This window comes from Amphritea atlantica (genome assembly GCF_018860855.1).
Lineage (GTDB): Bacteria > Pseudomonadota > Gammaproteobacteria > Pseudomonadales > Balneatricaceae > Amphritea > Amphritea atlantica_A.
In genome coordinates this window covers 62,029-84,809 of sequence record NZ_JAHKQE010000005.1, presented here as the reverse complement: position 1 = coordinate 84,809, position 22,781 = coordinate 62,029, and the positions used below count along the sequence as shown (strand labels likewise).

Sequence of the window (22,781 nt, the reverse complement as noted above, 5' to 3'; positions counted from 1 at the left end):
GTGTGTTCAACCGATAAATAATACCGGAATCTTGGAGACGGAAAAATCATTTTTATAGTCGAAAATGGTTAAAAATAAACTTTATTGCAATAAAGTGTCGTTATGAAACAAATTTAGGTGTTTTTCCTTTCATTGCTCGATCTATCAGCAGAAAGTTTTCCATAAGCGTATAATGTCCCGCTCAGTTTTTTCCTGTTATTAACGAAGAACATCGAATATGAAACAGCGCTTCCAACTACAGTCAAAGTTTCAGCCCGCCGGTGATCAACCCGCCGCGATTAAAGGCTTGGTTGATGGGATTCATGCCGGGCTTGCCGCGCAAACACTGTTAGGTGTCACAGGCTCAGGTAAGACCTTTACCATTGCTAATGTGATCGCCGAGCTGCAACGACCCACTATTATTATGGCGCACAATAAAACCTTGGCGGCGCAGCTTTACGGTGAGTTTCGCGAGTTCTTCCCGAATAATGCGGTCGAGTATTTTGTTTCCTATTATGATTATTACCAGCCTGAGGCGTATGTACCTTCATCCGATACCTTTATTGAGAAGGATGCCTCGATCAACGAGCATATCGAACAGATGCGGTTATCAGCCACCAAAGCACTGCTCGAGCGAGATGATGCCATTATCGTCGCCACGGTTTCGGCGATCTATGGCTTGGGTGATCCTAAATCTTATCTGGGGATGATGTTGCATTTGGATCGAGGCGATCAGGCGGATCAGCGCACTATTTTGCGCCGTCTAGCCGAATTGCAATATACCCGCAACGATATTGAACTACACCGAGGCACCTATCGGGTGCGCGGTGATGTGATCGATGTCTTTCCGGCGGAATCGGAAAAAGAAGCGGTGCGGATCGAGCTATTCGATGATGAAGTTGAAAATTTAAGCTATTTTGATCCGCTTACCGGCGCGGTGTTGCGCCGTGTGCCGCGGGCGACTATCTATCCAAAATCCCATTATGTTACCCCTCGAGAAACCCTGCTGGCAGCGGTGGATAAGATTCTCGCAGAATTGCATCCTCGCTTAGAGCAGCTGCGCAGTAATGATAAGTTGGTTGAGGTGCAGCGTCTTGAGCAACGGGTGATGTATGACGTGGAGATGATCAAGGAGCTCGGTTATTGCTCAGGGATTGAAAACTACTCCCGCTACCTCTCAGGGCGAGATCCCGGCGATCCGCCGCCAACTCTGTTTGACTATCTTCCCGATGACGCTCTGCTCGTCATGGATGAATCCCATGTGACCATTCCGCAACTAGGGGCAATGTATAAAGGCGACCGTTCCCGTAAAGAAACCTTGGTGGAGTATGGTTTTCGTTTGCCATCGGCGCTGGATAACCGGCCGATGAAGTTTGAAGAATGGGAGCGTCAAGCGCCGCAGATGATCATGGTGTCGGCTACGCCAAGCAAATACGAGGCGGCCAATGCGGGTCAAGTGGTCGAGCAGGTGGTACGTCCCACCGGATTACTTGATCCCATTGTCGAGGTTCGCCCCGCGCTGACTCAGGTGGATGACCTGTTAGGTGAGATTAATAAGGTGGCTGCCTTAGGGCAGCGTATTGTGGTCACGGTGCTAACCAAACGGATGGCCGAGGATCTCACCGACTATCTCGATGAGCATGGGGTGCGGGTGCGTTATCTGCATTCGGATATCGATACGGTTGAGCGGGTTGAGATTATCCGCGATCTGCGTATCGGTGAATTTGATGTGCTGGTGGGGATCAACCTGTTGCGTGAAGGTATCGATATGCCAGAAGTGTCGCTGGTGGCGATTCTGGATGCGGATAAGGAGGGCTTTCTACGTTCTGAAACTTCGATGATTCAGACCATTGGTCGGGCGGCCCGAAATATTAATGGTCGGGCAATTCTCTATGCCGATCGGGTGACAGGTTCAATGCAGCGGGCGATGGATGAAACCGAACGCCGCCGCAATAAGCAGATTGCCTACAATAAAGAACATGGTATCACCCCCGTAGGGATTCAAAAATCGGTGGCCGATATTATGGAGGGGGCTTCGGCGATTCCTGGCCGTAAAACGCAAACCGGTCGTAAAGCCGCTGAGCCGGTGGCGGAATATCAGATCGATCCGAAGAAACTTAGCACCAAGGAATTGGCCAAGGCGATGAGTCGCTTGGAAGATCAGATGTATGAAGCGGCTAAAAATCTGGAATTTGAGAAAGCGGCTCAATACCGTGATCAATTGGAAAAACTTAAACATAGTGGGCTGTAAGGCGATAGGAGTGGTGCGGTTCGCAAGCCAGCAGCCCCAACATAACCACCGATAGGTAGGGTGCGGTGAAGGATGAACCGCACCATCGGTGCCGATTATCCACCACATCATTCGTTTCAATACCGGTGCGGTTCGCAAAGCTCACCGCACCCTACGCGAAATGGGCTGAGGTGTGTGGGGGCCGTGTCCCGTGGCGATGGTTGTTGAGGTTTTTTATGTGGTTCGTAAAGCTCACCAGCCCCAAAATAACCGCCGATAGGTAGGGTGCGGTGAAGCATGAACCGCACCATCGGTGCCGATTATCCTCTAAATGTTTCGCGTGAATACCGGTGCGGTTCGCAAAGCTCACCACACCCTACCCGAAATGGGTGCTGTTTGTGGGAGCCGCGTCCCGTGGCGATGGCTGTTGAGGTTTTTTGATGTGGCTTACAAGCTCATCGACCCCTACGAGGTTCATTGTGCCGCGTCTATCGCTTCCGTAGGGGAAAAATAATCATAGTGGAGTGCCTGGGCAACCGCTTTGCAGGTTATTTTGCCTCGGTATACATTCAGCCCATTCATGAGATGAGGGTCATCTTGCAACGCCTGTTGATAACCTTTATCAGCGAGTGCCAAGGCAAAGGGGAGGGTGGCGTTCGTCAGGGCAAAAGTTGAGGTGCGAGCGACACCGCCGGGCATATTCGCAACGCAATAATGGATCACTCCGTCGATTTCATAGGTCGGCTCCTCATGAGTGGTGGCGTGGGAGGTTTCAAAACAGCCGCCCTGATCAATCGCTACATCCACCAGAACTGACCCCTTCTTCATCGTGCTTAGCATCTCCCGAGTGACCAACTTCGGAGCTGCTGCGCCGGGTATCAACACGGCACCGATGACGAGGTCGGCATGACTGACTTCGGCATCGATGGTTTCAACACTCGAGTAGAGCGTTTTTAGCTGTGGTCCATACTGCTCATCGAGGGCTTTTAAACGGGGAATCGAGCGGTCGAGAATGGTCACGTCGGCGCCAAGGCCCATCGCCATGCGGGCGGCATTAATACCGACAACACCACCGCCAATAACGGTGACTTTGGCGGGTGCTACACCCGGTACGCCACCGAGCAGAATACCCATGCCGCCCTGAGCTTTTTCCAACGCATGGGCGCCGGCTTGAATAGACATACGCCCAGCCACTTCACTCATGGGGGCTAGCAGCGGTAGGCCACCTTGTGGGTCGGTGACGGTTTCATAGGCGATAGCGATGGCATCCGAGGCTATTAGTAAGCGGGTTTGCTCTGGATCGGGTGCTAGGTGGAGGTAGGTAAATAATAGCTGGCCCGGCCGCAACATCTTACACTCGTCCGGTTGCGGCTCTTTTACCTTGATGATCATTTCTGCACTTTTGAAAATCTCGGCGGCGGTATCAATTAGAGTGGCTCCTGCTGCCGTATATTGTTCATTCAATAAACCGATAGCCGTGCCACCATCACGCTGCACCATCACTTGATGACCGTGGCTGACGAGTTCTCGCACGCCGGCTGGGGTCATGCCTATCCGATATTCGTTATTTTTAATCTCTTTGGGGATACCGATCAGCATACGGAACACTCCTCTTAGGGGATGTAATATCTTTATTATGATTATTTTTATGTAGCTGCTTTTAACTTAGCACTGCTTTAAGAGATTTATATTCTGTAAATGACTTATTAGAAGAAATATAGCGGCAGCCATGACCGAAATACAGTAATAACCTAGGGTGAAATTTTACCAATGGCTGCTACGGCGAGCCGTTAAATGCCACGGTGTGTGTCATCTATTTAGCGATGGCTTAAGCTTCAACGGGGAGGCGAATTTCAAAACAGCTGCCTTGGCCCTCAGTGCTGGACACATTAATACTGCCCTTGTGATCTTGAATAATGCCATAAGCGATGGATAACCCCATACCGGTGCCTTGACCGACCGGTTTAGTGGTAAAAAAAGGATCGAAAATAGACTTTAAGACGGTCTCCGGTATACCACTGCCGTTATCTTTTATCCGAATCACAATGCTGTCATCTTCAGTGTCTGTGGAGATGTCTATCTGTGCATCCCGGGTTTCGGATAGTGCATGACAGGCGTTCATAATCAGGTTTAGAAAAACCTGGTTTAGCTCCCCAGGATTACATTTCGTGATTGGAATAGTGGCTAGCTGACAGTTAACCTTAATATTATTTTTTAGCTCGCTTTGCAGTATTTTCAGAGTACTGTTGAGACCTTCATTGAGATTGTATTGAATACGTTCGTTGTTGCCGTCATGGGAAAAGTTACGTAACCCTTGGACAATATCTCGCAGCCGAATCAAACCTTGATCGGTATCGCTGAGCAGTTCGGCCACATCTTCGCAGATAAAGTCGAGGTCCTGTTGCTTAATCAGATCTTGCAATTGGCTAGTTTGTTGTTCGGTCAGTTGCTGCTCCGTTAGCCAGCGATGGCCGAGTTTTAGCAATGTATTATAGGCTTCGACATAGCGCTTGAGACTCTCCATGTTACTGAGCACAAAGGCCAGTGGGTTGTTGATCTCATGGGCAACACCGGCGGCGAGGGTGCCTAAGGTTGCCAGTTTTTCAGTACGGATAATCAGCGCCTGTTGCTCTTTCAGCTGGGAGTTTTGGTCGAGTAGCTGCTGATTAGCGAGAAACAGGTTGCGGGTTTTCACCTCTAGCAGTTGTTCTGCAGCCAACCGGGCTTGCTTCTCACGTTGATAAGCGGCTTTGTAGGCCTCTGTTTCGCTCATAATGTTACCTTCGATGACAGGAACTCAATGACTAAATCGCAATGGTCTGCTTGTTGATGCATACACACCGGATGAGTCATATGGATCTCTGTGTCATAGTATTGTGCCGCACCTCGTACTAGGCCTTCTGCCAAAATGCATAATTTTCGGGGCGATTGATATTGCATGACTAATATGTTGTCGGCCGGTTGGTGATAACTAAAGGTGGGTAGGTTGGGGTTTTCATAAAGCTTATTCACCTCGACATGGATTACATCATGCACGCTCAGGAGAAACCTTTTTAGATCAGGCTGTTGCGCCGTAAATTCAGGATAGCGCTGATTCAGTTGACGAAACAGATATTCGCCAAAGTGGCCAATGACCTTCGGGGTCGGAAGGGCAAGGCGAATAGAAATCTCTTGTACCAGAGCCATCAGTTCTTCATCGGGATAGCTGTGGCCAGCAGTATAAATGCCTTTCAGCTGTAGCGACGCCAGAATGGCGTTCCACGTCGGCATACCGGCTTCTTCAATGACCAGCTCTTCAAGAATATTAAAAATAACCCCTTTCATGCGCGCGCCCCTCGGTTTGCCGGTTTAAATCATTTTGCTTTATCGAGCAGTAAGAAGCTATTGCGAGCGTTACTGCGGAGTTAAGTGAGTGATTCGATAGAAATAACAAAATTAAGACCTAGACTAATGTATAAATAGCGCAAATGTCACAAATGTCGCTTTTGTGTTAAAAGTACACTATGCTATAAGTGTCATCAAGTTAAAAGGACCTAAATTGTATGAGGATTGGTGACCAAGAATGAAAACGTTAAGTACTGGTGATATAGCCCAATGGTGCGATGTGAACCTTCGCACTGTGATTCGTTGGATCGAGAAAGGTGATTTAAAAGGGTTTAAATTGCCAGGGCGTGGTAACAACCGAGTGTTGGTTGAGGATTTTATTGCTTTTCTTGATCATCATGGGATGCCGGTGCCTGAGGAACTGCAGGGGTTTGTTAATAATTGCGTGTTGATCGTTGATGATGAAGAGGCGATTACCCGTGCTATTCGGCGAGCATTAAGGTCGGCAGGTTTTGAAACAATTATTGCACACGATGGTTTTCAGGCAGGCAGCTTATTGATGCAGGAGAAACCGGCGTTGATGACACTGGATTTGAGTATGCCGGGGCTTGATGGGTTTTCTGTGCTTGAGTTTGTCCGACAGCAGCCAAACTTAAGCGGACTTAAAATCTTGGTGGTGTCTGCGCTAGATCAGCACAACCTAGATCGCGCACTTCAGTTAGGCGCCGACCAAGTATTGGGTAAACCGTTTACCGAACAAGAATTATTGAGTGCTGTTACAGGGCTATTGGGTACTGTGACACAAACATGAAACATAATTGATTATAGCGACGCCGCACATAATGTTTCATATGTGGATGTCTGTCGACGCTATTCGGGTAATAACAATACCTGAACACTAGGGGGAAAATATGAAAAGAAGAATCCTGCTCGTCGACGATGAATCCGCTATTCTCAATGCGTTAACACGACTGCTGTCACGTAATGGCTATGAGGTATTGACGGCAAATAATGGCGTGGAGGCGTTGGCGTTGATGGAGATAGAGTCGATCTCAGTGGTTCTCTCCGATTATAAAATGCCTATGATGAGTGGCACGCAATTATTGACGATTGTGCATCAACAGTACCCTGAAACTATCGGTTTAATCATGAGTGGTTACGCTGACTTTAACGCGGTTGTCGAAGCGTTGAACAGTGGTGCAGTGTTTCGTTTTGTGGAGAAACCTTGGCACGATCAGCAATTGTTGGCTGTTCTTGATGGTGCCTTTGCAGCACTGAGTGCCCGGCAACGCAAAGCGAGTTATCAACGGTTATTAATTGAAAGTGAGGAAGCACTATTTGAAATTGATGCCGGTGGTGACATTCACCTCATAAACCCCGCTGCGGTAATCCTATGTGACGCGACGGAGGACGCTGTTTTAGGGCAGCGGATCGACCGGGTGTGTCCGTTATTGGATGATGAGCAGTTAATAGACCTTTGTACGGATCAGCAGGAAATGCTTGAACTCGCTGATATCGATAATAGCCGCTCGCTGCGATTGGTGGTTAAGCCTTTGGCGACGGACCGTTGGGCTGTCTCGGCACAATATCGTGCGACGACCTCTTTAGGGGTTAGCGAGTTATTAACCCGTGAACAGCTTATGAGCTATCTGCAGAATCGGCTTGTTCAAATGGATAATCCGACCACTGTTATCTATTTGGATGTGAATGGCTTTAAACGTTTTAACGACAGTTTAGGGTTTAATGACGCAGACTGCTTATTGGCGCAGATCGCTGCGATGTTGTTAGAAGATAAGCCCATCGATAGCCAGTGGGGACGCATGAGTGGCGATGAGTTTGCCCTTGTTTTGAGTGGTCATTATGCAGCGGAGCAGATCGAGACATTAGCCACCCAGTTGCTGGCACCATTTGAAGGGTTGATCGCTTTTAATGATCAAGAGATCCACGTTTCGTTTCGGGTTGGCTATGCGGTGTCCCCCGAGGATGGTGATAGCGCGATTGAGTTAATCCGTAATGCACAAGCATCGGCGAATCACTGTAAGAGAGGGGGACGCTTTCGTGCGCAACGTTATCAGGTGGACAAAAACAGCCCTGATGTGGAGTCGATGGGCTTACAAAGCGATCTTTATCGTGCCTTGGAGCGCAAAGAGCTGTTTGTCGTCTATCAGCCAAAAGTATCACTGATTTCCGGTTGTGTGGAAGGCGCTGAAGCGCTATTGCGCTGGCAGCATGGTCGTCAGGGGTTGATCTCCCCGATGCAGTTTATTCCCCTCGCTGAAGAAACCGGGCTAATCGAGCCGATTGGCGAGTGGGTAATGGCAACCGCGAGCTCGCAACGGCGCATTTGGCAGGCCGAGGGTTTACCGCCGTTTGTGATGTCGATCAACCTGTCAGGCCGGCAGTTGCAGGATGTTTCGCTGATTTCGCAGGTTGAAAATATTCTCAAGCAGTCAGGCTTAGCCCCCGATCAGATCGAGTTAGAAATTACAGAAACATTTTTGATGCAGGATATTGATCACAGTATTGGGCTTTTGCAAGAGCTGAAACACCTTGGGATTCGGCTGGCGATTGATGATTTTGGCACCGGTTACTCCTCGCTAAACTATTTGCACCGTATTCCGTTCGATACCTTAAAAATTGATCGCTCGTTTGTTTCTGGATTAGGCGAGCAAAGAGAAAGCCTCGAGTTGATTAAACATATTATCGCTATGTCTCGAGATCTGGGTAAGAAAGTAGTGGCCGAGGGGGTGGAGTCGCAATGTCAGTTAGAGCTACTGCGAGACTTGGGGTGTGATGAAATTCAAGGGTTCTTTTTTAGCCCACCGGTTTCTGCCGAGCGGTTTAGACGTCTACTAGAGAATCAGCCGTTGGTCGGTGTTGAATACCGTGGTTCATCCAAATTTGCGGCCACTGGATTGCAGTTATAACACACGAACTCGATAGGTCGAATACTCTGTGTCAGTTAACCATAGAGCGTGTCAGTCAGATTATCGCTTATCAATCGCGTTCGTTACAGGATGTATTGTGATCATCAAATAGTCGTGCGTTTATTTAGGTACGGCACAAAGGAGTCCGAGGAGTGAAAAGCATGGATTGTTCAGAATTTACAATATTGCTGGTGGATGATGAGCCGGCGGTGCTTAGTTCGTTAAAGCGGTTGATGCGGCCCCTAAAGTGTACGCTGTACACTGCAGAATCGGCGGTTTTAGGGATTGCAGTGCTGGAACAGCATCCGATTGATCTCGTCATTAGTGATATGCGCATGCCGGAAATCAGTGGCGATCAGTTCTTGGCCGAAGTGGCTGAACGTTGGCCCGCTACCGAACGGGTGGTTATGACCGGCTATGCGGATACACAGGCGGCTATCGATGCAATCAATAACGGCCGTATTAGTCGTTTTATGTCTAAACCCTGGGATGATGCTGATGTTATCAACGTGGTTCAGAAAAGTTTTGAACTCATCGATCTACGACGCACCAATGAACGCTTAGTACGTGACAATGCTGACAAACAACAACGCCTTGAACGACTTAATCAATCATTGGAAAAAACCATTGAGCAGCGCACTCTGCAGTTACAGCAAAACCATGCAAAGCTGATTAATAGTTATCGCTCGACGGTGAGAATGTTTTCTGCCTTGATTGCTCGACGTTTGGGGCAAAATGCTAAACAAGGCGTATCGCTTAATAAGCTATTTTTAGCTGTGGTCAATCTAGCTGATGTGGATAAGAAAGAACTAAAACAACTGTATTACGCTTGGCAGCTTCGCAACCTGGGTAAACTGAGTTTTGATGATGATCTGTTAAAGCCCGCCTATACAGAATTGGCTCCCATACAGCAGCGGCGTTTTCATCAACACCCGCTACTAGCGCATGCATCGATCAGTTTAGTGGAGCCGCTTTATGGGGCGGGGGAAATCATTCGTCAGCATAAAGAGTATTTAGATGGTAGTGGTTATCCGAACGGATTGCGTGATGAAGCTATCGCGCCTGCCGCGCAGTTGTTATGTGTTGTTAATGATTTTGTTGAGCTGACTAATGGGCGTTATCAGATGCAAGCGATGAGTACGGTTGCCGCGCTGGAATATATGCGTGGTAATGCCCGTGAGCGATATAACTCTGAGGATGTTGAGCGGCTGAGTGTGGCGTTGGAAGCCCTCAGCAAAGAAGGCGAAGCTCTGCATGATCGGATTATCCGAAGCCCTGAAATGGTCGAGGGGATGACGCTGAGCCGGGATCTGCTGACTAGTCAAGGGGTCTTATTGTTAAGTGCGGGCCAGGTTTTAGATAACTTAACCATACAGCGAATGATTGATATGGAGATCAATCTAGCTGAAATTCTAAAAATTTATATCGACCAATAAGGGTGATACACGCCTGCATGGTTTCGGTGAGATAGGGTGAGCGTTATGCGGTTTTCAACATTAATAGCGATATTTGTATTAAGTACAACCAGTTTGAACACGGTGGCTGAAAGCCTAAGTTTTGGCATTGTTCCTCAGCAATCCGCGCAAAAGCTGGCGCATCTTTGGACACCTATCACCGATTACTTGAGTGTAAAAACAGGTTATAAGATCCATTTTACCACTGCGAAAGATATCCCCACATTTGAACAGCGTCTCCATGCAGGGTTATACGATATCGCCTATATGAACCCTTATCACTTTACGGTGTTTCATCAGAAACCGGGCTATCGGGCCATTGTGCGGCAGAAGGATAAGCGGATTAAAGGCATTATGGTGGTACGCAAAGATAGCTTAATTCAGAGTCTTGGTGACTTAAACGGTGCCAAGATGGCGTTTCCGTCACCCGCTGCATTTGCTGCCAGTGTGATCCCCCGTAGCCGTCTGAAACAGGATGGTATTAAATTTTCGCCTAGCTATGTTTCATCCCATGATTCAGTTTATCTCGGGGTGGCGCGAGGCTTTTTTCAAGCGGGTGGCGGGGTGCTCCGTACCTTTAATAACACCAGCCCAGCTATCCGGGAACAGCTGCGGGTGTTGTGGACCAGCGAAGGGTATACGCCTCATGCGATAGCCGTTGCACCGAGTATAAATACAATCCAGCAACAGCGTATTCGTGAGGCGTTTTTGGGTATGGCTGATGATCCCCAGGGCGCTGAATTATTAAAGAGTATCCGCTTTAATGCATTTACGCCGGCTAAAAATAAGGACTGGGATGATGTCCGTTCCCTTAATATTACTTTGCTAGATCATCTGTTGGCCGACTAAGTCGAGGGAACAGACATGTCAATTCGTTTAAAAACCATTCTGGGTGTGGCTCTAATTGAAGGCGTTTTGTTACTGGTTTTGCTGCTGACGATTATGGAGTTTATCCGCGAATCCAGTTATGAGGCGTTGAATAAACGGGCGACTACCACCGCCACTTTATTTGCCACCACCACTAAGGATGCCGTGCTGTCGTTTGATTTGGCCTCACTTGAATCGTTTGTTCATGAGGTGATGCAAAACCCTGATTTGGTGTATGCCCGAGTGCTGGCTGACGATGGTACTTTGTTTGCTGAGGCCGGTGACACATCACACCAGCTAAATGATCTGTTTGTTATGGATCATGGCGCCGATGAGATTGACGATGGAGTCTTTGATGCTACCGCGCAGATTGTCGAAGGTGGGCATCGGTATGGCACGGTTGAGTTAGGAATCGGTATCGGTTCGATTAATGAATCCATTAATCAAGTTTATACCTGGGGGTTGGTGTTAGCCTCAGGTGAAATGTTGCTGGTGGCGCTGTTTTCATTTTTACTCGGTGGTTATTTGACCGGCCAGTTACAAAAATTAAGAGAAGCCGCCACCGCTGTCGCCCAAGGTGTGTTTGATATTGAAGTGCCGGTGAGTGGACGTGATGAGGTCGCGGTGGTGGGGCGATCGTTTAACCTGATGGCCAGCAACCTTAAAAAAGCCAGTGAATCAGAGCAATGTTATAAAACGGAATTACAGGCGTTGAACCAATCGCTAGAACAGCGGGTAGCGCAACGGACTGAACAATTACAAAACCAAAATAAGCAGTTAGAAGAGACACTAACAACCCTTAAAAACACTCAACAAAAACTGATTCAGGCGGAAAAAATGGCGAGCTTAGGCACTATGGCCGCCGGCGTCGCCCATGAGATCAACAACCCCGTGAGTTACATAAAAAGTAACCTTGGGTCGTTACAAAAATACGCCGATGACCTGCTGTGTTACGCCGCGGAGATAGAGAAATTGCTGGCAGTCGAGGATGGGAGTAGCGGGCCTTCTCAATTAGCCGCGTTAAAAGAAGAGCAAGATATTGCTTACTTGATTGAAGATCTGCCGCTGCTTTTGAAGGAGTCTCTTGAAGGCATTACTCGGGTTGAAGAGATCGTGGCGGGCTTAAAGAGTTTTTCTCGCTTAGACAGCGACGATATGAAGCCGGCGGATATTAATCAAGGGATTTCCAGCACCCTTAAGCTGGTGAGTAATCAGTTGAAATATCATTGCAGTGTTCATGAAGACTATGGCGAGCTGCCCCTCGTTAACTGTAATTTGGCGCAGATAAACCAGGTGGTGATGAATTTGCTGGTCAACGCATCTCACGCCATTGAGGGGCAGGGGGATATCTATATAAAAACTCGCTGTGTTGATGCGCAGGTGCAGATTGAGATACGTGATACAGGCTGTGGCATGTCGGCCGAGGTCGTTAGTCAGCTGTTTGATCCGTTCTTTACTACTAAAGGTGTTGATCAAGGCACTGGGCTAGGGTTGTCCATTAGTCACGGTATTGTGCAGAAGCATGGTGGTGATATTCAGGTGGTTAGTGAGCTAGGGCGAGGTAGCTGCTTTACTGTGATTCTGCCGCTTGATGAGGCAATAAATGTTAGTGGTTAGCGGTAACGTTTGATAGGGATTACGGTGCTGAAAGCGTCGTCATAAAGCGAGCCGCGGTTGACTCGCTTTATGACACTAGAGCATCTTTTTATGCCGCCGTTCTTTTGATATGCCCGCCGGTGATATGTTGCACTTCGCTGCCGGTGAGTCCCTTGCCCGCGAGGGTATACGCTCTGCCAAAGCCTTTGACATAACGGCCACCGGTTGGCTTCAGCTTAAACAGCTTAAAGTCTGACAGTTGGCTGAGTTTATTAACTCTGTCCCCATGACGGTTAGCCAGTGCATTTATACCCAGCGTCCATTGCTCGGTTGAGTGAGTTAGTAATTCGGCGTCGATTGAATAGTTGACGCGTACCCGCGCAAATAGCTCATTTGCACTGTCTTCATCTTGAATGATCATCACTGCGGCCTTCGGATTAGCCCGTAGGTTGCTGGCATGTACTGCCATTTCGCTGAGCAAGACATACAGGCAGTCATCACCAATGGCGAAGGGTGAATATGATGCGTAAGGTTGGTTTTCGTCGTCAATGGTGGCCAGCTGTAAACTTTGGCGGCTGTTGATAAAGGTTAAAACTTCCGCTTGCACGCGGGCTTGTAGTGATTCTTTGCTCATGGGATTTCCTAATCTTTGTTTAGCTTAAGCTGTTGTTTAATCGCTTTAAAACGAGTGACTTGTTCGGCGATTAGTTCGCCATCCTCTTGTCGCCCTAAAAAAACTTTGAAAATATTGTTGTTGTTTTTATCTTGAAAATTAAAGGCGTAACTGGTTCGGCCTCGATGGGGTTGATCTTGAAAATCGATATGATCAATAACGCTTAGGTTGATATGCCCATGCAGGCCTGGAATCGGCCCATCGAGGTTGTAGTAACCATGGCCAATACTGCCTTCGGGAAAGCAGCCTTTAAACTCAAATACACAACCGCCATGTAAAATAATGGTGGTGGTATGCCCCCAGTTGGCGAGTTCTCGAAGCAGCGCTTCAGCTTGATCGCCCGCAAGGCTTTTACTGAGATGATTGTCCGCGTTCATTAAGGATATTTCTCCGCTAGCCATTAACAGAGCGACTCGATGGGGAGAGTCGTCTGTTAATGGGATGTTATGTTTAGAACTTGTAAGTGGCTGCTAAGGATACTTCTCGCCCGGCTTCATAGAGTTCAGACCATGCTCGGCGGTAGTATTCGTTAGTCACGTTGTTGACCGTCAGGTTGAGGGTTAAGTTGCGAAGGGCTGGCGGTTGCCATTCGGCATAGAGGTCGGTGAGGGTGTAATCATCATAGGTATCACCGGTCGACAGCGCCTGCTCTTCTGCATGTAGTAGGCGAATACCGGCTTTTAGCTCTTGGTTAAAGAACGCGCGGTTGAGATCTGCGGTCCAGGTATCAGCGGGAATGTTGTTGAGCGGATCACCGGTTGATTGGTCTTTACCACGGGTTTGGCCATAACCTAGGGCTAAATTGAGATTGTCTTGGCTGTAGAGGGCGCTGACTTCAAAGCCATAGAGTTTGGCATCATCGACGTTTTCCCAATAGGTATTACCCGGGAAAGGCGAGAATGAAACCGTTTGTTCAATAAAGTTATCGACATGGTTTTCAAACACCGATGTGGTGATCGACCAGGCCGGGTTAACATTCCACTTGGCAATAAACTCGGTGTTTTCTGCTTTCTCGGCTTCTAAATCAGGGTTAGGCAGGAAGGTGTTACACATCCCCGGTCCCATACAAAAGTGTGTACCGGTACTGTAGAGTTCTTCCGCCGTCGGGGCTCTAAAGGCTCTGTCATGGCGCAGCGTGAGTTGTAAGTTGTCAGTGGTTTGCCAGATCAATGCGGCAGAGGGGGATAGAGCACTATCTGAACGGCTTTCACTGAGATTTTTCGCATCGACGGAGAAATCATCATAACGTGCGCCTAGTTCTATCGACCAAGTCGATGAAAGTGGGATATTGGCTTGGGTAAATGCCCCCCACATATCAATATCGGCATCCGGTGGTGTTGGACGGTCAGTGCCGCCACGTTCTGTTGTAAATGTACTGTGTGAACCATCAACGCCATACAGTAGGGTGATGTTACCAAGTTGAGAAAGGTTATTGATATTTAAGCCGAAAGTTTCTTTTTCGGTACTGTCAGCACGTTCATCGCTCACCCGGGTTTCATCGATGTCGATACTGTCCCAATAAGCCATGAACTGTGCATTCACCAGTGGCGATTGGCTATTAATCTTATAATCGACAGAGGCGCCATCATTGACTTGGTCCTTGTCTAACAGAAAAACACTGCTGCCATTGACTTCAGACGTACCATTCGACGGAACACCGCCTTCGACGGTGGCGTGGCGCAGATTAAAGGCGAGGGACTGATCTTCATCGATCTGCCAGTCCAGCTTTGCTAACGCGCCTTGATCTTGCGAGGATGAGTTTTCCAGTGCGTCTCCATTGCCCATTTCAATGTCGTCAGAATCGCGATAGTAGCCACTGAATAACCAGTCGACAGAGTCGGTACGGCCGGCGAGCACCGCGGTGGTGGTGCTCTGATTGTTATTAAAGTTAAAACCGTTTTTGATCAGCCCTCCGAAATCATCACCCGGCTCTAAAATATCGGCTGCGCCAATGGTGGATTGCGCCACCACGCCACCTAAAGCACCCGATCCCCAGAGGCTACTCGCAGGGCCTTTAATCACCTCAACAGATTTTAATAGGACAGGGTCTAAAAAGTAGCTAGGGCGGTGACCGGATTCAAAATCTTGTCGTACGCCGTCGACCGTTTGTAATATCTGATTACCACCAAGGCCGCGAATATTGACGCTTTGATAGCCCGGACGGGAACCGCCTTCAATCAAAATATTAGGTTCATTGGCCAATACTTCAGCGACTGACTGGGGTTGAATCGTGTCGATAGTCCCTTTATCAATGACGATCACCTGGCGTGAAACATCATCAGCGTCTTGTTCCATCCGTGTTGCATTAACAACGACTTTGCCCACATTGAAGACCGGGCTTTCAGCTGTTGATGCAGCTACTGCTGGCATCGCAATGATGCTGCTAATCAGCACCGCTAAAGGATTAGGTTTCATGAATCGTCCTGTTGAGTTGATGTGAATTAAGTTAATAAAACAACCAGCGGCTCGTTCGAAAGATTTTGGTGATCGGGTCATACCAACCCTTTGTTGTTACCGGTAGCGGAAACCTTTGACACCTTAAATCTGTGTTTTTTCGTCGTTCGCTGATCAAGAGTGAAGGCATGGTACTTGACGTGAAAACGAATGTAAATGATAACGATTTGTATTTACAATCATGTAGCGAGTGTTTTAAGATGATTGCGTTTTGCTGCTCAAAGGGTTGATTCTGAAAGGCAGATTTAAAATTTTATTAGGCAAACGCTAGGGCGAAGGTTTGAATTGATGGCTCAGTTCGTTACAAAAAAAGGCTTACTCAGTTGGCGACTATTGTTTATCGGGGCGCTTTTTCTATTACAAAATTGGGCAGTGGCGGCCCTTGGTAAACCTCATGTTATATCGGGGCATGCTGCTGCGAGTAGTCGTCTAGCCGTGGCGATTTCATTTGCGCCGCCGAGAATTAACCAAGCGCTAACAACGACTGAGTCCAATGAGAGTATCGAGGCTGCTGCGCTTGAACCAACGTTAAAGCCTAGTCCTAACGTGGTTGCAGAGAAGGCGCCGCAAAGTGCTGTGTTCCAGCCTTCGGCAGAATTAACCAAGCCTACGTTAACAAAGACAAAGGTGGCAGCGTCAACGAAGACAACGCTGGCGGTCACTAAAGCTTCCCCACCATCCGCAAAGGCAGCGCAAGCTAAACCGGTCGAGCTATCGTCTCAGCAGCCCGTTGCCTTAGCCGAGAGCAATGAGCGTCAACCGAAAACAGCGCCTGTGAATAAACGGTCCGTGGCGTCGTCAGTCGATTCACATACCGCAGCCAATCCTAATTCCAGCCCAATAGCGCACCAAGCAGGACTGGTCGGTAAGCATGAACCTATTATTACCGAGCCGGTTTTTGCTGCTCAGCCCATGCCTCCGCGTTACCCCTCGGTTGCCCGCAAACGAGGTCAAGAAGGGACCGTTTGGCTTGATATTTGGCTGGATGAAAAAGGTCAAAAATCGAAGTTGGAAGTTAGCGAGAGCTCTGGCTTAGCTCTGTTAGATGCCTCTGCGTTAAAAGCGGTCTCTGGTTGGCAATTTAAACCTTATGAAGAAAACGGTATTCGTACCGCATCAAGGGTACGTATCCCTGTTGTTTTTTCACTTAATTGATCCTTGTTACAGGTTTTAAACGGACATTATGAATATTTTTAGCTTATCCCAGCAATACCTCGGGCCATTAGGTGTGCCTTTGTTAATCTGTTTTGTACTGACGCTGTTGATTCTACTCGAACGGATTGCGGTGCTCTGTTATCACAGTATCAAGCGTAGTTTGCCCTCTGCGGGCATGTTATTGCTTGATCAACACGCCGATCAGCCACGCAGTATGCGGTCAGAAATCGCGGCGATCTGGTTGCAGAGTCGTCAACGGACACTGAATCATGGTGTTCGTTTGTTGCATATTATTGCTTTGGTTGCGCCGTTGTTAGGGTTGTTGGGGACGGTGATCGGTTTGATTCAAGTATTTGATTCATTAGGTGGGCATCAAGGACCTATCGATCCTTCAATGATGGCCGAAGGATTGGGCATCGCGATGAAAACCACGGCGGCCGGTTTGATTATCGCCATACCGGCAGTGTTGGGCGCGCATGGCTTTCAGCTATGGGTGGATAAACTGGTTAGCATGACCGAACAGGGTTTGAATGTCGCTAACCTTCGCCTTGAAGGCGTCAAGATGACGGGCGATGGTCGTGGTGGATTGAAATGATCCGCGTGCAACATAAAACGCAGCTTCACAGCAGCTTAGAGCTCACATCGCTGATCGATATCATTTTTATTGTGGTGGTGTTTTTGCTGCTCACCACCAATGCGCGGCTGCTTTCCTTGCCGGTGGATATACCCAGTAGTGATAGCGAGATCAGCCAACAAGAAACGACAACCAAGCCCATCGTCGTGAGTTTATTCAATGAATCGCCAGCTTATGCCATCGGTGAGGAACGCTTCTATACCTGGCCAGAGTTTAAGGCGTCGTTGCTGCTCAATATTGCCGTAGTCTCAACACCAGAAGTATCGATAGCGGCCGCCCGCGATGTGGAGGTAGAACCGTTATTAAAACTTCTGGCGCTGCTGAATGAGCAGCAGGTAACTAATACCCACATTTTAATGGAAGATGCACAGCCATGAACTCATTACTGTTTCGATCGATTAGACGCAAGCCTGTAAAACTTGTCACTTTTATCTGCATTAAGTTGATGTTGATAACGGCCGTCCCCTTATCGGTTTATGCCGAGCAACCGATGCGGGTGATTAGCACGGATGCTGGCGTAACTGAATTGATGTTCGCTCTAGGGCTCGATAAACAGTTGATAGCCGTCGATGTCACCAGTCAATTACCGCCTGATTATCCCAAGCTAGCTAATATTGGTTATCACCGCACTTTATCCGCTGAAGGTTTATTGAGTTTGAATCCAACGGTTGTCATCGGTAGTGAACATACGGGTCCAGAGAATGTGTTGATGGCACTCAAGCAGGCCAACGTTAAATTCGTGCCATTGAATAGTGCCAAAACGGGCCAGCAGTTAGAGGACAATATTCTGCAATTGTCAGCGGCATTGAACCAAACTGATAAGGGGCAGGCTTTACTCGCTAGCGTTAACGGTAAATTGGCTAAGATTGAGCAACATCATTTAGCAGGGGAGCGTGTTGCTTTTCTGCTGGCGATGGATGAAACCAAGTTACGTTTGGCGGGTAGAGGTACCAGTGGTGATGCGTTTATACAGCTAATGAAAGCCGAGAATGTCGCTGGGTTTGATAACTATCGGAATATATCCGCTGAATCTTTGTTAGAGATGCAGCCGACTATCATTATTGTCGCGGGGCGCACCGCTGACACGGCGGTGCCTAAGCTACTTGCGGCTAATGCCGTATTGGCGCATACCCCCGCCGGAAAACAGCAGCGTATTGTGGCCGTTGATGGTGCCTCCTTGGTGGTTGGCTTGAGTGTATCAGCGATCGATGAAGCGATCCGCTTAACGCAGCAGTTATCCACTATTCGCACGCTTGCTGTACAGGGTGATCATTGATGCCGCGGTCTGTCCCACTTTACGCTTTCGCATTGACGGGGCTGTTGCTGGTTTGTGGATTATTATCGCTGGTGGTCGGTGCTATGAGTCTGCCGGTACTTGATAGCTTACTCATTGTTGTCGACAAAGCATTTGATGCAAATTTCAGCCAGCTACACGATTATCAAGAAGTGGTGGTGTTAGAACTGCGGCTACCGCGTTTGTTATTGGCTATTTTTGTGGGCGCTATCTTGGCCCAGTGCGGCGCCGTTGTGCAGGGTTTATTCCGTAACCCCTTGGCCGATCCAGGCATCATCGGAGTATCGTCTGGGGCGGCGGTGGGAGCGATTGTTGCCATTGTTTTATTTCCATCTGCTTGGGGCAGCTGGACGATACCGGTGAGTGCTTTTTTAGGGGGCTTACTCACAACGCTGCTTGTTTATGGTTTTGCGCAATCAAAAAATGGCACCTCGGTATTGGTATTACTATTAGCCGGTGTGGCGATATCGGCGTTTGCTGGGGCGGCCATTGGTTTTTTAAGTTACTTCGCTGATGACAGCAGTTTACGGGAGTTGAGCGTTTGGCAGATGGGATCATTAACCTCTGCGAGCAGCGCTAATTTATGGTTAGCCTTCACCACGATGCTGGTCTTAATGATCGCATTTCAGCGTCGCGCACAAGCTTTGAATGCTGTACTGCTCGGTGAGTCGGAAGCGCGTCATCTAGGCATCAATGTTGAACAACTCAAACTGCAAATGATTATTCTCACCGCGGTGGGTGTCGGCGTGGCGGTATCTTGTGCCGGCATTATCGGTTTTATCGGTTTGGTTGTTCCCCACTTAGTCCGTTTGGCCACCGGATCAAATCATCACTACCTACTACCGCTGTCTGCATTACTGGGGGCCGTGTTGTTGATGTGTTCCGATCTCTTGGCGCGTGTCGTTGTGCAACCTGCCGAGTTGCCCGTGGGATTAGTTACGGTATTACTTGGCGCGCCGTTCTTTTTGGTTTTATTAGTTCAGCAGCGAAAAAATTGGAGTTGATGATGTTACAACTTGATAACGTGACTTTCGCCCCTCAAGGTAAACGGCTGCTAGATGATGTCTCTATAGAGGTCGTGGCGGGGGAGGTGTACGGCTTGCTCGGACCTAACGGTGCGGGTAAAACCACCTTATTGAAAGCCATCAGCGGTGATATTAAGACCCAGGGTTCTATTCGGTTGTACGATAAAACATTAAGCGACTGGAACCGGCGAGACTTAGCTCAGCATTTAGCGGTGCTTCCTCAAGCGAGTCAGCTGGCGTTTCCCTTCAGTGCTAGAGAAGTTGTTGCGTTAGGTTTAACCCCGTTATCCCTCTCACGAGGGCAAGCTAGCCGATTGATCGATGAGAAAATGCAGCTTACTGACTGCACTCGTTTTGCCGATCGGCCCTATCCTTCATTGTCTGGCGGTGAGCGGCAGCGGGTGCAATTAGCCCGAGTATTGTTACAACTAAGTCAGGCCGGTCGGGCACCCTTATTGTTGCTTGATGAACCAACTTCAGCACAGGATTTAGGCCAACAACACAATCTACTTGGGCTGGTTCAGCAGTTAGCTAGGGACGAAGGTTTTGGGGTGATCGCCATCCTACACGACCTTAATCAAGTGCTACGTTATTGTGATAATTGCTGTTTGTTGGATAAGGGGCAAGTTTGTGTGATTGATACCCCCGCCGAGGTGTTATCCGATGCGCGGATACAGCAGCATTGGCAGTATGAATCTCAACGGGTGGTCCTTGGTAATGGTCAGGTAGTTTTGGTCTGAAATCGGCGTATCAGTTAATCGATCGCCGGTTTTGCTGCAGGTTATTTAAAATCGTCATAAAAATGCAAATTAGGGCTTGAACCCGCTTAATCGCTGCGTATAATAGCCAGCGTTGTTTCCCAACGGGGATCAAACATTCTAGGACTATAGCTCAGTTGGTTAGAGCGCTACCTTGACATGGTAGAGGTCGGCAGTTCGAATCTGCCTAGTCCTACCAAACATAGAAAAGCCTCGCAATTGCGAGGCTTTTTGCTATCTGGACTATGCAGATGAAGAACGGTCAGTTCGAGCCGAGCGATGCAACTTCGGCGCCTGCGACGATGGCCGTAAGGGTGAACAGCGAAGCTGTGAATTATTTGTCTAGTTCTACCAAATCTATACTGACGGTTCAGTCGCTTAGAAGCCGAATATAGCTAACACCAAAGCAACTCATATGTTTCTTTATGTCAGCGCTATCAAATCAAGTTAAACCGCTTCGTATTTCGTTAGGTTTAAAACCGTATGACATGATGTTGCAGGTCGGTATTTCTAGAGGCGATACGCCTGATCAGCACAACCGAGGTTACAGAAAAAAGAGGAGTGAGTCGCGTAGGGTGGCGGTGAGGAACGAACCGCACCGATACAGCCAAACATTGATCGCCGGAGGACGCGGCTCCCACACCACTCCCACCTCCGAGTTCTCTCCTGCAAACAAAGGCATCGATGATGTATGCATCGCACTATAGTGTGATATAGCACCCAGTGTAGCGAGTGACGCTAGCATGCCCTCTGGGTGCCTCGTCACGATTGAATCCATATTTGCTGAGCAGCGAGCCAACACGAGCCAACACGAGCCAACAAAAGTATCGAGCCTTTATTTTGATTTAATGGCATCTGGCTATTATGATTGAGGCAATTTTATGGCATGGAAGCAGCCTCGACAGGCACTATAGTTCTATAAGTTGCCTACTTAATGATCGTTAATCTGCTGATATGAAGTTCGCCTTTGCCTTACCATATTTCCAGAGTCATAGAGCTTGGGAGGTATAGTGCCAAATGGCACTGTAATTGGCTGTTATGTTTCTGCGACGCAAAGGACGTGATGAAATGACATTATATATTTACAGGCAACGTTATGAATATTATTCAAACCGATAGTGGAATGACAGATGAGCAAAGATCAAAGATCATCTTTGCAGGAGACTTGATTGTTTTTCAACAACTGCCAGCAATGTTGGAATTATGCCAATACACCGATCAGCTATTATCAGAATCCTTGAATGGCCTATATCCAGAGCAAGCTCAGTACCATTTAAGTGAGCAGGATTATCGAAGATTTGTTGCCGATACACAGAAAAGAATTCAAGCTGACGATAAAGCGAAGGCGATGTTTTTTCATGCGTTGCAGGAAGCAGGTTTAGCGCTAGATTCGACCTATTATGATTACTTTGCTATGCGAGTAGTATCGGCCGAAAAGACTTTTACGGAGGGGCTGCGTACCGTCGTTGGGCATCATCGTGATACATGGGGAAGCAATATACAAGCGCAGACCAACTGGTGGGCACCTATTTATAAGATAGAAGAAGAACGGAGTATTGCCTTTTACCCAGACCACTGGGAGCATCCAACCCTTAACGATACCGCGCAGTGGAGCTTTAAAGAATATCTTGCTGCGCGCCGCGAAACGCCAGAAGGTGTCGCGGTAAGCTACTCTCCTGCACCTCAGTTATTGCGGCCAGTGGATGAAAGCAAGGCGGTAAAAATAGTGATCGAACCAGGTGATATTCTATGTTTTTCCAGTGCTCATTTACATGCGAGTGTGCCCAATACGACCAAGTTAGCACGTTTTAGCGTTGAAATGCGCACCCTTAATTTAACCGATTTGGACGTTGGCCGTGGCGCACCAAATGTCGATAATGCTGGAGGTAACCCTCAGTACCAGTGGTATCGACACACAGTTGATCAGTCACCATTGAGTATGGCGTTGGCGAGTGTATGAGCCGTTGGCGAGTACTCCAAGAAAATAGATAACAAAAACATTAAGTCGTTCGCTGTGTTCACTGGGATGTTCCGCTCGTACTTCTCTGCGCACCCCTTATGTTGGCTTCATCTTTCATTAGGAAATTAAGTTCATGGATATTTCAAGGAAATCCGGCTCGATCTGATATTGATGGTTATTTATCCCGCTACCCTCAACGTATCTACTGATATACGAATAGATACATCCATGACATCCCCAATGTCTGTTGGCCGTAACGTTGCTGAAGTCCTGCGTGCGCTGGATGCACTGCAAGCAACCGCTAAAGGACCTATTGCGACACCAGCTAATTGGCAAGCAGGCGAAGATGTTATCGTGGGTCTGTCGCTGAATGATGAAGAAGCGAAGGCTAAGTTCGGTACTATCGACGTAAAGCTGCCTACCTACGTATGACTAAACAGCCTTCTTAATG

General features: G+C 48.2%; 21 protein-coding genes and 1 tRNA gene. 15 read left to right on the top strand and 7 right to left on the bottom strand.

Annotated elements, in window-relative coordinates; genetic code table 11:
* Positions 1-217 precede the first annotated feature (217 nt).
* Positions 218-2,230 carry an excinuclease ABC subunit UvrB gene (gene uvrB / locus KO512_RS02320; protein ID WP_215950727.1) on the top strand — a complete coding sequence of 671 codons (2,013 nt, stop codon included), beginning with the start codon at positions 218-220 and terminating at the stop codon, positions 2,228-2,230.
* Positions 2,231-2,683: 453 nt separating this feature from the next.
* Here uvrB and ald read toward each other — a convergent pair whose 3' ends face one another.
* The 3 genes from ald to KO512_RS02305 all read right to left on the bottom strand — a co-directional run bounded on the left by ald (position 2,684) and on the right by KO512_RS02305 (position 5,533).
* Positions 2,684-3,808 (bottom strand): alanine dehydrogenase, encoded by a 1,125-nt coding sequence (ald, locus tag KO512_RS02315; RefSeq protein ID WP_215950726.1) that lies wholly within the window; start codon positions 3,806-3,808, stop codon positions 2,684-2,686.
* Between the two features lie 229 nt (positions 3,809-4,037).
* Positions 4,038-4,982: a sensor histidine kinase gene (locus KO512_RS02310; protein ID WP_215950725.1), complete on the bottom strand. Its 945-nt coding sequence runs from the start codon at positions 4,980-4,982 to the stop codon at positions 4,038-4,040.
* Positions 4,979-5,533, bottom strand: a complete 555-nt coding sequence (locus KO512_RS02305) for a heme NO-binding domain-containing protein (protein WP_215950724.1) — start codon at positions 5,531-5,533, stop codon at positions 4,979-4,981. The genes KO512_RS02310 and KO512_RS02305 overlap by 4 nt, the downstream gene beginning before the upstream one ends.
* A gap of 238 nt (positions 5,534-5,771) precedes the next feature.
* Here KO512_RS02305 and KO512_RS02300 point away from each other — a divergent pair, with 238 nt between their 5' ends.
* The 5 genes from KO512_RS02300 to KO512_RS02280 all read left to right on the top strand — a co-directional run bounded on the left by KO512_RS02300 (position 5,772) and on the right by KO512_RS02280 (position 12,398).
* Positions 5,772-6,344, top strand: coding sequence for a response regulator (locus KO512_RS02300; protein WP_215950723.1), 573 nt, complete (start codon positions 5,772-5,774; stop codon positions 6,342-6,344).
* 100 nt (positions 6,345-6,444) lie between these two features.
* A complete protein-coding gene (locus tag KO512_RS02295) occupies positions 6,445-8,460 on the top strand; it encodes a putative bifunctional diguanylate cyclase/phosphodiesterase (protein ID WP_215950722.1) in 2,016 nt (671 codons plus the stop codon).
* Between the two features lie 161 nt (positions 8,461-8,621).
* On the top strand, positions 8,622-9,896 hold the full coding sequence (locus tag KO512_RS02290; RefSeq protein ID WP_215950721.1) for an HD domain-containing phosphohydrolase: 1,275 nt from the start codon (positions 8,622-8,624) through the stop codon (positions 9,894-9,896).
* A 45-nt stretch (positions 9,897-9,941) separates the two neighbouring features.
* Positions 9,942-10,763 carry a phosphate/phosphite/phosphonate ABC transporter substrate-binding protein gene (locus tag KO512_RS02285; protein WP_215950720.1) on the top strand — a complete coding sequence of 274 codons (822 nt, stop codon included), beginning with the start codon at positions 9,942-9,944 and terminating at the stop codon, positions 10,761-10,763.
* Between the two features lie 15 nt (positions 10,764-10,778).
* Positions 10,779-12,398, top strand: a complete 1,620-nt coding sequence (locus KO512_RS02280) for an ATP-binding protein (RefSeq protein WP_215950719.1) — start codon at positions 10,779-10,781, stop codon at positions 12,396-12,398.
* Between the two features lie 88 nt (positions 12,399-12,486).
* Here KO512_RS02280 and KO512_RS02275 read toward each other — a convergent pair whose 3' ends face one another.
* The 3 genes from KO512_RS02275 to KO512_RS02265 all read right to left on the bottom strand — a co-directional run bounded on the left by KO512_RS02275 (position 12,487) and on the right by KO512_RS02265 (position 15,465).
* On the bottom strand, positions 12,487-13,011 hold the full coding sequence (locus KO512_RS02275) for a HugZ family protein (RefSeq protein WP_215950718.1): 525 nt from the start codon (positions 13,009-13,011) through the stop codon (positions 12,487-12,489).
* An 8-nt stretch (positions 13,012-13,019) separates the two neighbouring features.
* Positions 13,020-13,427, bottom strand: coding sequence for a heme utilization cystosolic carrier protein HutX (hutX, locus tag KO512_RS02270; protein ID WP_215950717.1), 408 nt, complete (start codon positions 13,425-13,427; stop codon positions 13,020-13,022).
* Between the two features lie 73 nt (positions 13,428-13,500).
* A complete protein-coding gene (locus KO512_RS02265; RefSeq protein ID WP_215950716.1) occupies positions 13,501-15,465 on the bottom strand; it encodes a TonB-dependent hemoglobin/transferrin/lactoferrin family receptor in 1,965 nt (654 codons plus the stop codon).
* A 327-nt stretch (positions 15,466-15,792) separates the two neighbouring features.
* Here KO512_RS02265 and KO512_RS02260 point away from each other — a divergent pair, with 327 nt between their 5' ends.
* The 7 genes from KO512_RS02260 (at position 15,793) to KO512_RS02230 (ending at position 20,569) form a co-directional block, all read left to right on the top strand.
* Entirely contained in the window at positions 15,793-16,659 is an 867-nt protein-coding gene (locus tag KO512_RS02260) for an energy transducer TonB (protein ID WP_215950715.1), read from the top strand.
* Positions 16,660-16,687: 28 nt separating this feature from the next.
* Positions 16,688-17,254 carry a MotA/TolQ/ExbB proton channel family protein gene (locus tag KO512_RS02255; RefSeq protein WP_215950714.1) on the top strand — a complete coding sequence of 189 codons (567 nt, stop codon included), beginning with the start codon at positions 16,688-16,690 and terminating at the stop codon, positions 17,252-17,254.
* Entirely contained in the window at positions 17,251-17,670 is a 420-nt protein-coding gene (locus tag KO512_RS02250) for an ExbD/TolR family protein (RefSeq protein WP_215950713.1), read from the top strand. The genes KO512_RS02255 and KO512_RS02250 overlap by 4 nt, the downstream gene beginning before the upstream one ends.
* Positions 17,667-18,569: a heme/hemin ABC transporter substrate-binding protein gene (locus KO512_RS02245; protein ID WP_215950712.1), complete on the top strand. Its 903-nt coding sequence runs from the start codon at positions 17,667-17,669 to the stop codon at positions 18,567-18,569. The genes KO512_RS02250 and KO512_RS02245 overlap by 4 nt, the downstream gene beginning before the upstream one ends.
* Positions 18,569-19,591, top strand: coding sequence for a FecCD family ABC transporter permease (locus KO512_RS02240; protein ID WP_215950711.1), 1,023 nt, complete (start codon positions 18,569-18,571; stop codon positions 19,589-19,591). The genes KO512_RS02245 and KO512_RS02240 overlap by 1 nt, the downstream gene beginning before the upstream one ends.
* Positions 19,591-20,352, top strand: coding sequence for a heme ABC transporter ATP-binding protein (locus tag KO512_RS02235; protein WP_215950710.1), 762 nt, complete (start codon positions 19,591-19,593; stop codon positions 20,350-20,352). The genes KO512_RS02240 and KO512_RS02235 overlap by 1 nt, the downstream gene beginning before the upstream one ends.
* Before the next feature lie 140 nt (positions 20,353-20,492).
* Positions 20,493-20,569: transfer RNA gene (locus KO512_RS02230), tRNA-Val, on the top strand.
* Positions 20,570-20,914: 345 nt separating this feature from the next.
* Here KO512_RS02230 and KO512_RS02225 read toward each other — a convergent pair.
* Positions 20,915-21,136: a hypothetical protein gene (locus tag KO512_RS02225; RefSeq protein ID WP_215950709.1), complete on the bottom strand. Its 222-nt coding sequence runs from the start codon at positions 21,134-21,136 to the stop codon at positions 20,915-20,917.
* Between the two features lie 330 nt (positions 21,137-21,466).
* On the opposite strand from KO512_RS02225, the gene KO512_RS02220 reads away from it, so the two are divergent.
* Positions 21,467-22,330, top strand: a complete 864-nt coding sequence (locus KO512_RS02220; protein ID WP_215950708.1) for a hypothetical protein — start codon at positions 21,467-21,469, stop codon at positions 22,328-22,330.
* 228 nt (positions 22,331-22,558) lie between these two features.
* Positions 22,559-22,762 (top strand): hypothetical protein, encoded by a 204-nt coding sequence (locus KO512_RS02215; protein WP_252734744.1) that lies wholly within the window; start codon positions 22,559-22,561, stop codon positions 22,760-22,762.
* Positions 22,763-22,781: the final 19 nt, after the last annotated feature.

Excerpts from the sequence above, each read along its gene's own strand:
- KO512_RS02215 (WP_252734744.1), top strand. The coding sequence starts at position 22,559 with ATGACATCCCCAATGTCTGTTGGCCGTAACGTTGCTGAAGTCCTGCGT.
- uvrB (WP_215950727.1), top strand. The coding sequence starts at position 218 with ATGAAACAGCGCTTCCAACTACAGTCAAAGTTTCAGCCCGCCGGTGAT.
- KO512_RS02290 (WP_215950721.1), top strand. The coding sequence starts at position 8,622 with ATGGATTGTTCAGAATTTACAATATTGCTGGTGGATGATGAGCCGGCG.
- KO512_RS02300 (WP_215950723.1), top strand. The coding sequence starts at position 5,772 with ATGAAAACGTTAAGTACTGGTGATATAGCCCAATGGTGCGATGTGAAC.
- KO512_RS02310 (WP_215950725.1), bottom strand. The coding sequence starts at position 4,982 with ATGAGCGAAACAGAGGCCTACAAAGCCGCTTATCAACGTGAGAAGCAA.
- ald (WP_215950726.1), bottom strand. The coding sequence starts at position 3,808 with ATGCTGATCGGTATCCCCAAAGAGATTAAAAATAACGAATATCGGATA.
- KO512_RS02220 (WP_215950708.1), top strand. The coding sequence starts at position 21,467 with ATGAATATTATTCAAACCGATAGTGGAATGACAGATGAGCAAAGATCA.
- KO512_RS02295 (WP_215950722.1), top strand. The coding sequence starts at position 6,445 with ATGAAAAGAAGAATCCTGCTCGTCGACGATGAATCCGCTATTCTCAAT.
- KO512_RS02265 (WP_215950716.1), bottom strand. The coding sequence starts at position 15,465 with ATGAAACCTAATCCTTTAGCGGTGCTGATTAGCAGCATCATTGCGATG.
- KO512_RS02235 (WP_215950710.1), top strand. The coding sequence starts at position 19,591 with ATGATGTTACAACTTGATAACGTGACTTTCGCCCCTCAAGGTAAACGG.
- hutX (WP_215950717.1), bottom strand. The coding sequence starts at position 13,427 with ATGAACGCGGACAATCATCTCAGTAAAAGCCTTGCGGGCGATCAAGCT.
- KO512_RS02285 (WP_215950720.1), top strand. The coding sequence starts at position 9,942 with ATGCGGTTTTCAACATTAATAGCGATATTTGTATTAAGTACAACCAGT.
- KO512_RS02240 (WP_215950711.1), top strand. The coding sequence starts at position 18,569 with ATGCCGCGGTCTGTCCCACTTTACGCTTTCGCATTGACGGGGCTGTTG.
- KO512_RS02260 (WP_215950715.1), top strand. The coding sequence starts at position 15,793 with ATGGCTCAGTTCGTTACAAAAAAAGGCTTACTCAGTTGGCGACTATTG.
- KO512_RS02255 (WP_215950714.1), top strand. The coding sequence starts at position 16,688 with ATGAATATTTTTAGCTTATCCCAGCAATACCTCGGGCCATTAGGTGTG.
- KO512_RS02250 (WP_215950713.1), top strand. The coding sequence starts at position 17,251 with ATGATCCGCGTGCAACATAAAACGCAGCTTCACAGCAGCTTAGAGCTC.
- KO512_RS02275 (WP_215950718.1), bottom strand. The coding sequence starts at position 13,011 with ATGAGCAAAGAATCACTACAAGCCCGCGTGCAAGCGGAAGTTTTAACC.
- KO512_RS02280 (WP_215950719.1), top strand. The coding sequence starts at position 10,779 with ATGTCAATTCGTTTAAAAACCATTCTGGGTGTGGCTCTAATTGAAGGC.
- KO512_RS02305 (WP_215950724.1), bottom strand. The coding sequence starts at position 5,533 with ATGAAAGGGGTTATTTTTAATATTCTTGAAGAGCTGGTCATTGAAGAA.
- KO512_RS02245 (WP_215950712.1), top strand. The coding sequence starts at position 17,667 with ATGAACTCATTACTGTTTCGATCGATTAGACGCAAGCCTGTAAAACTT.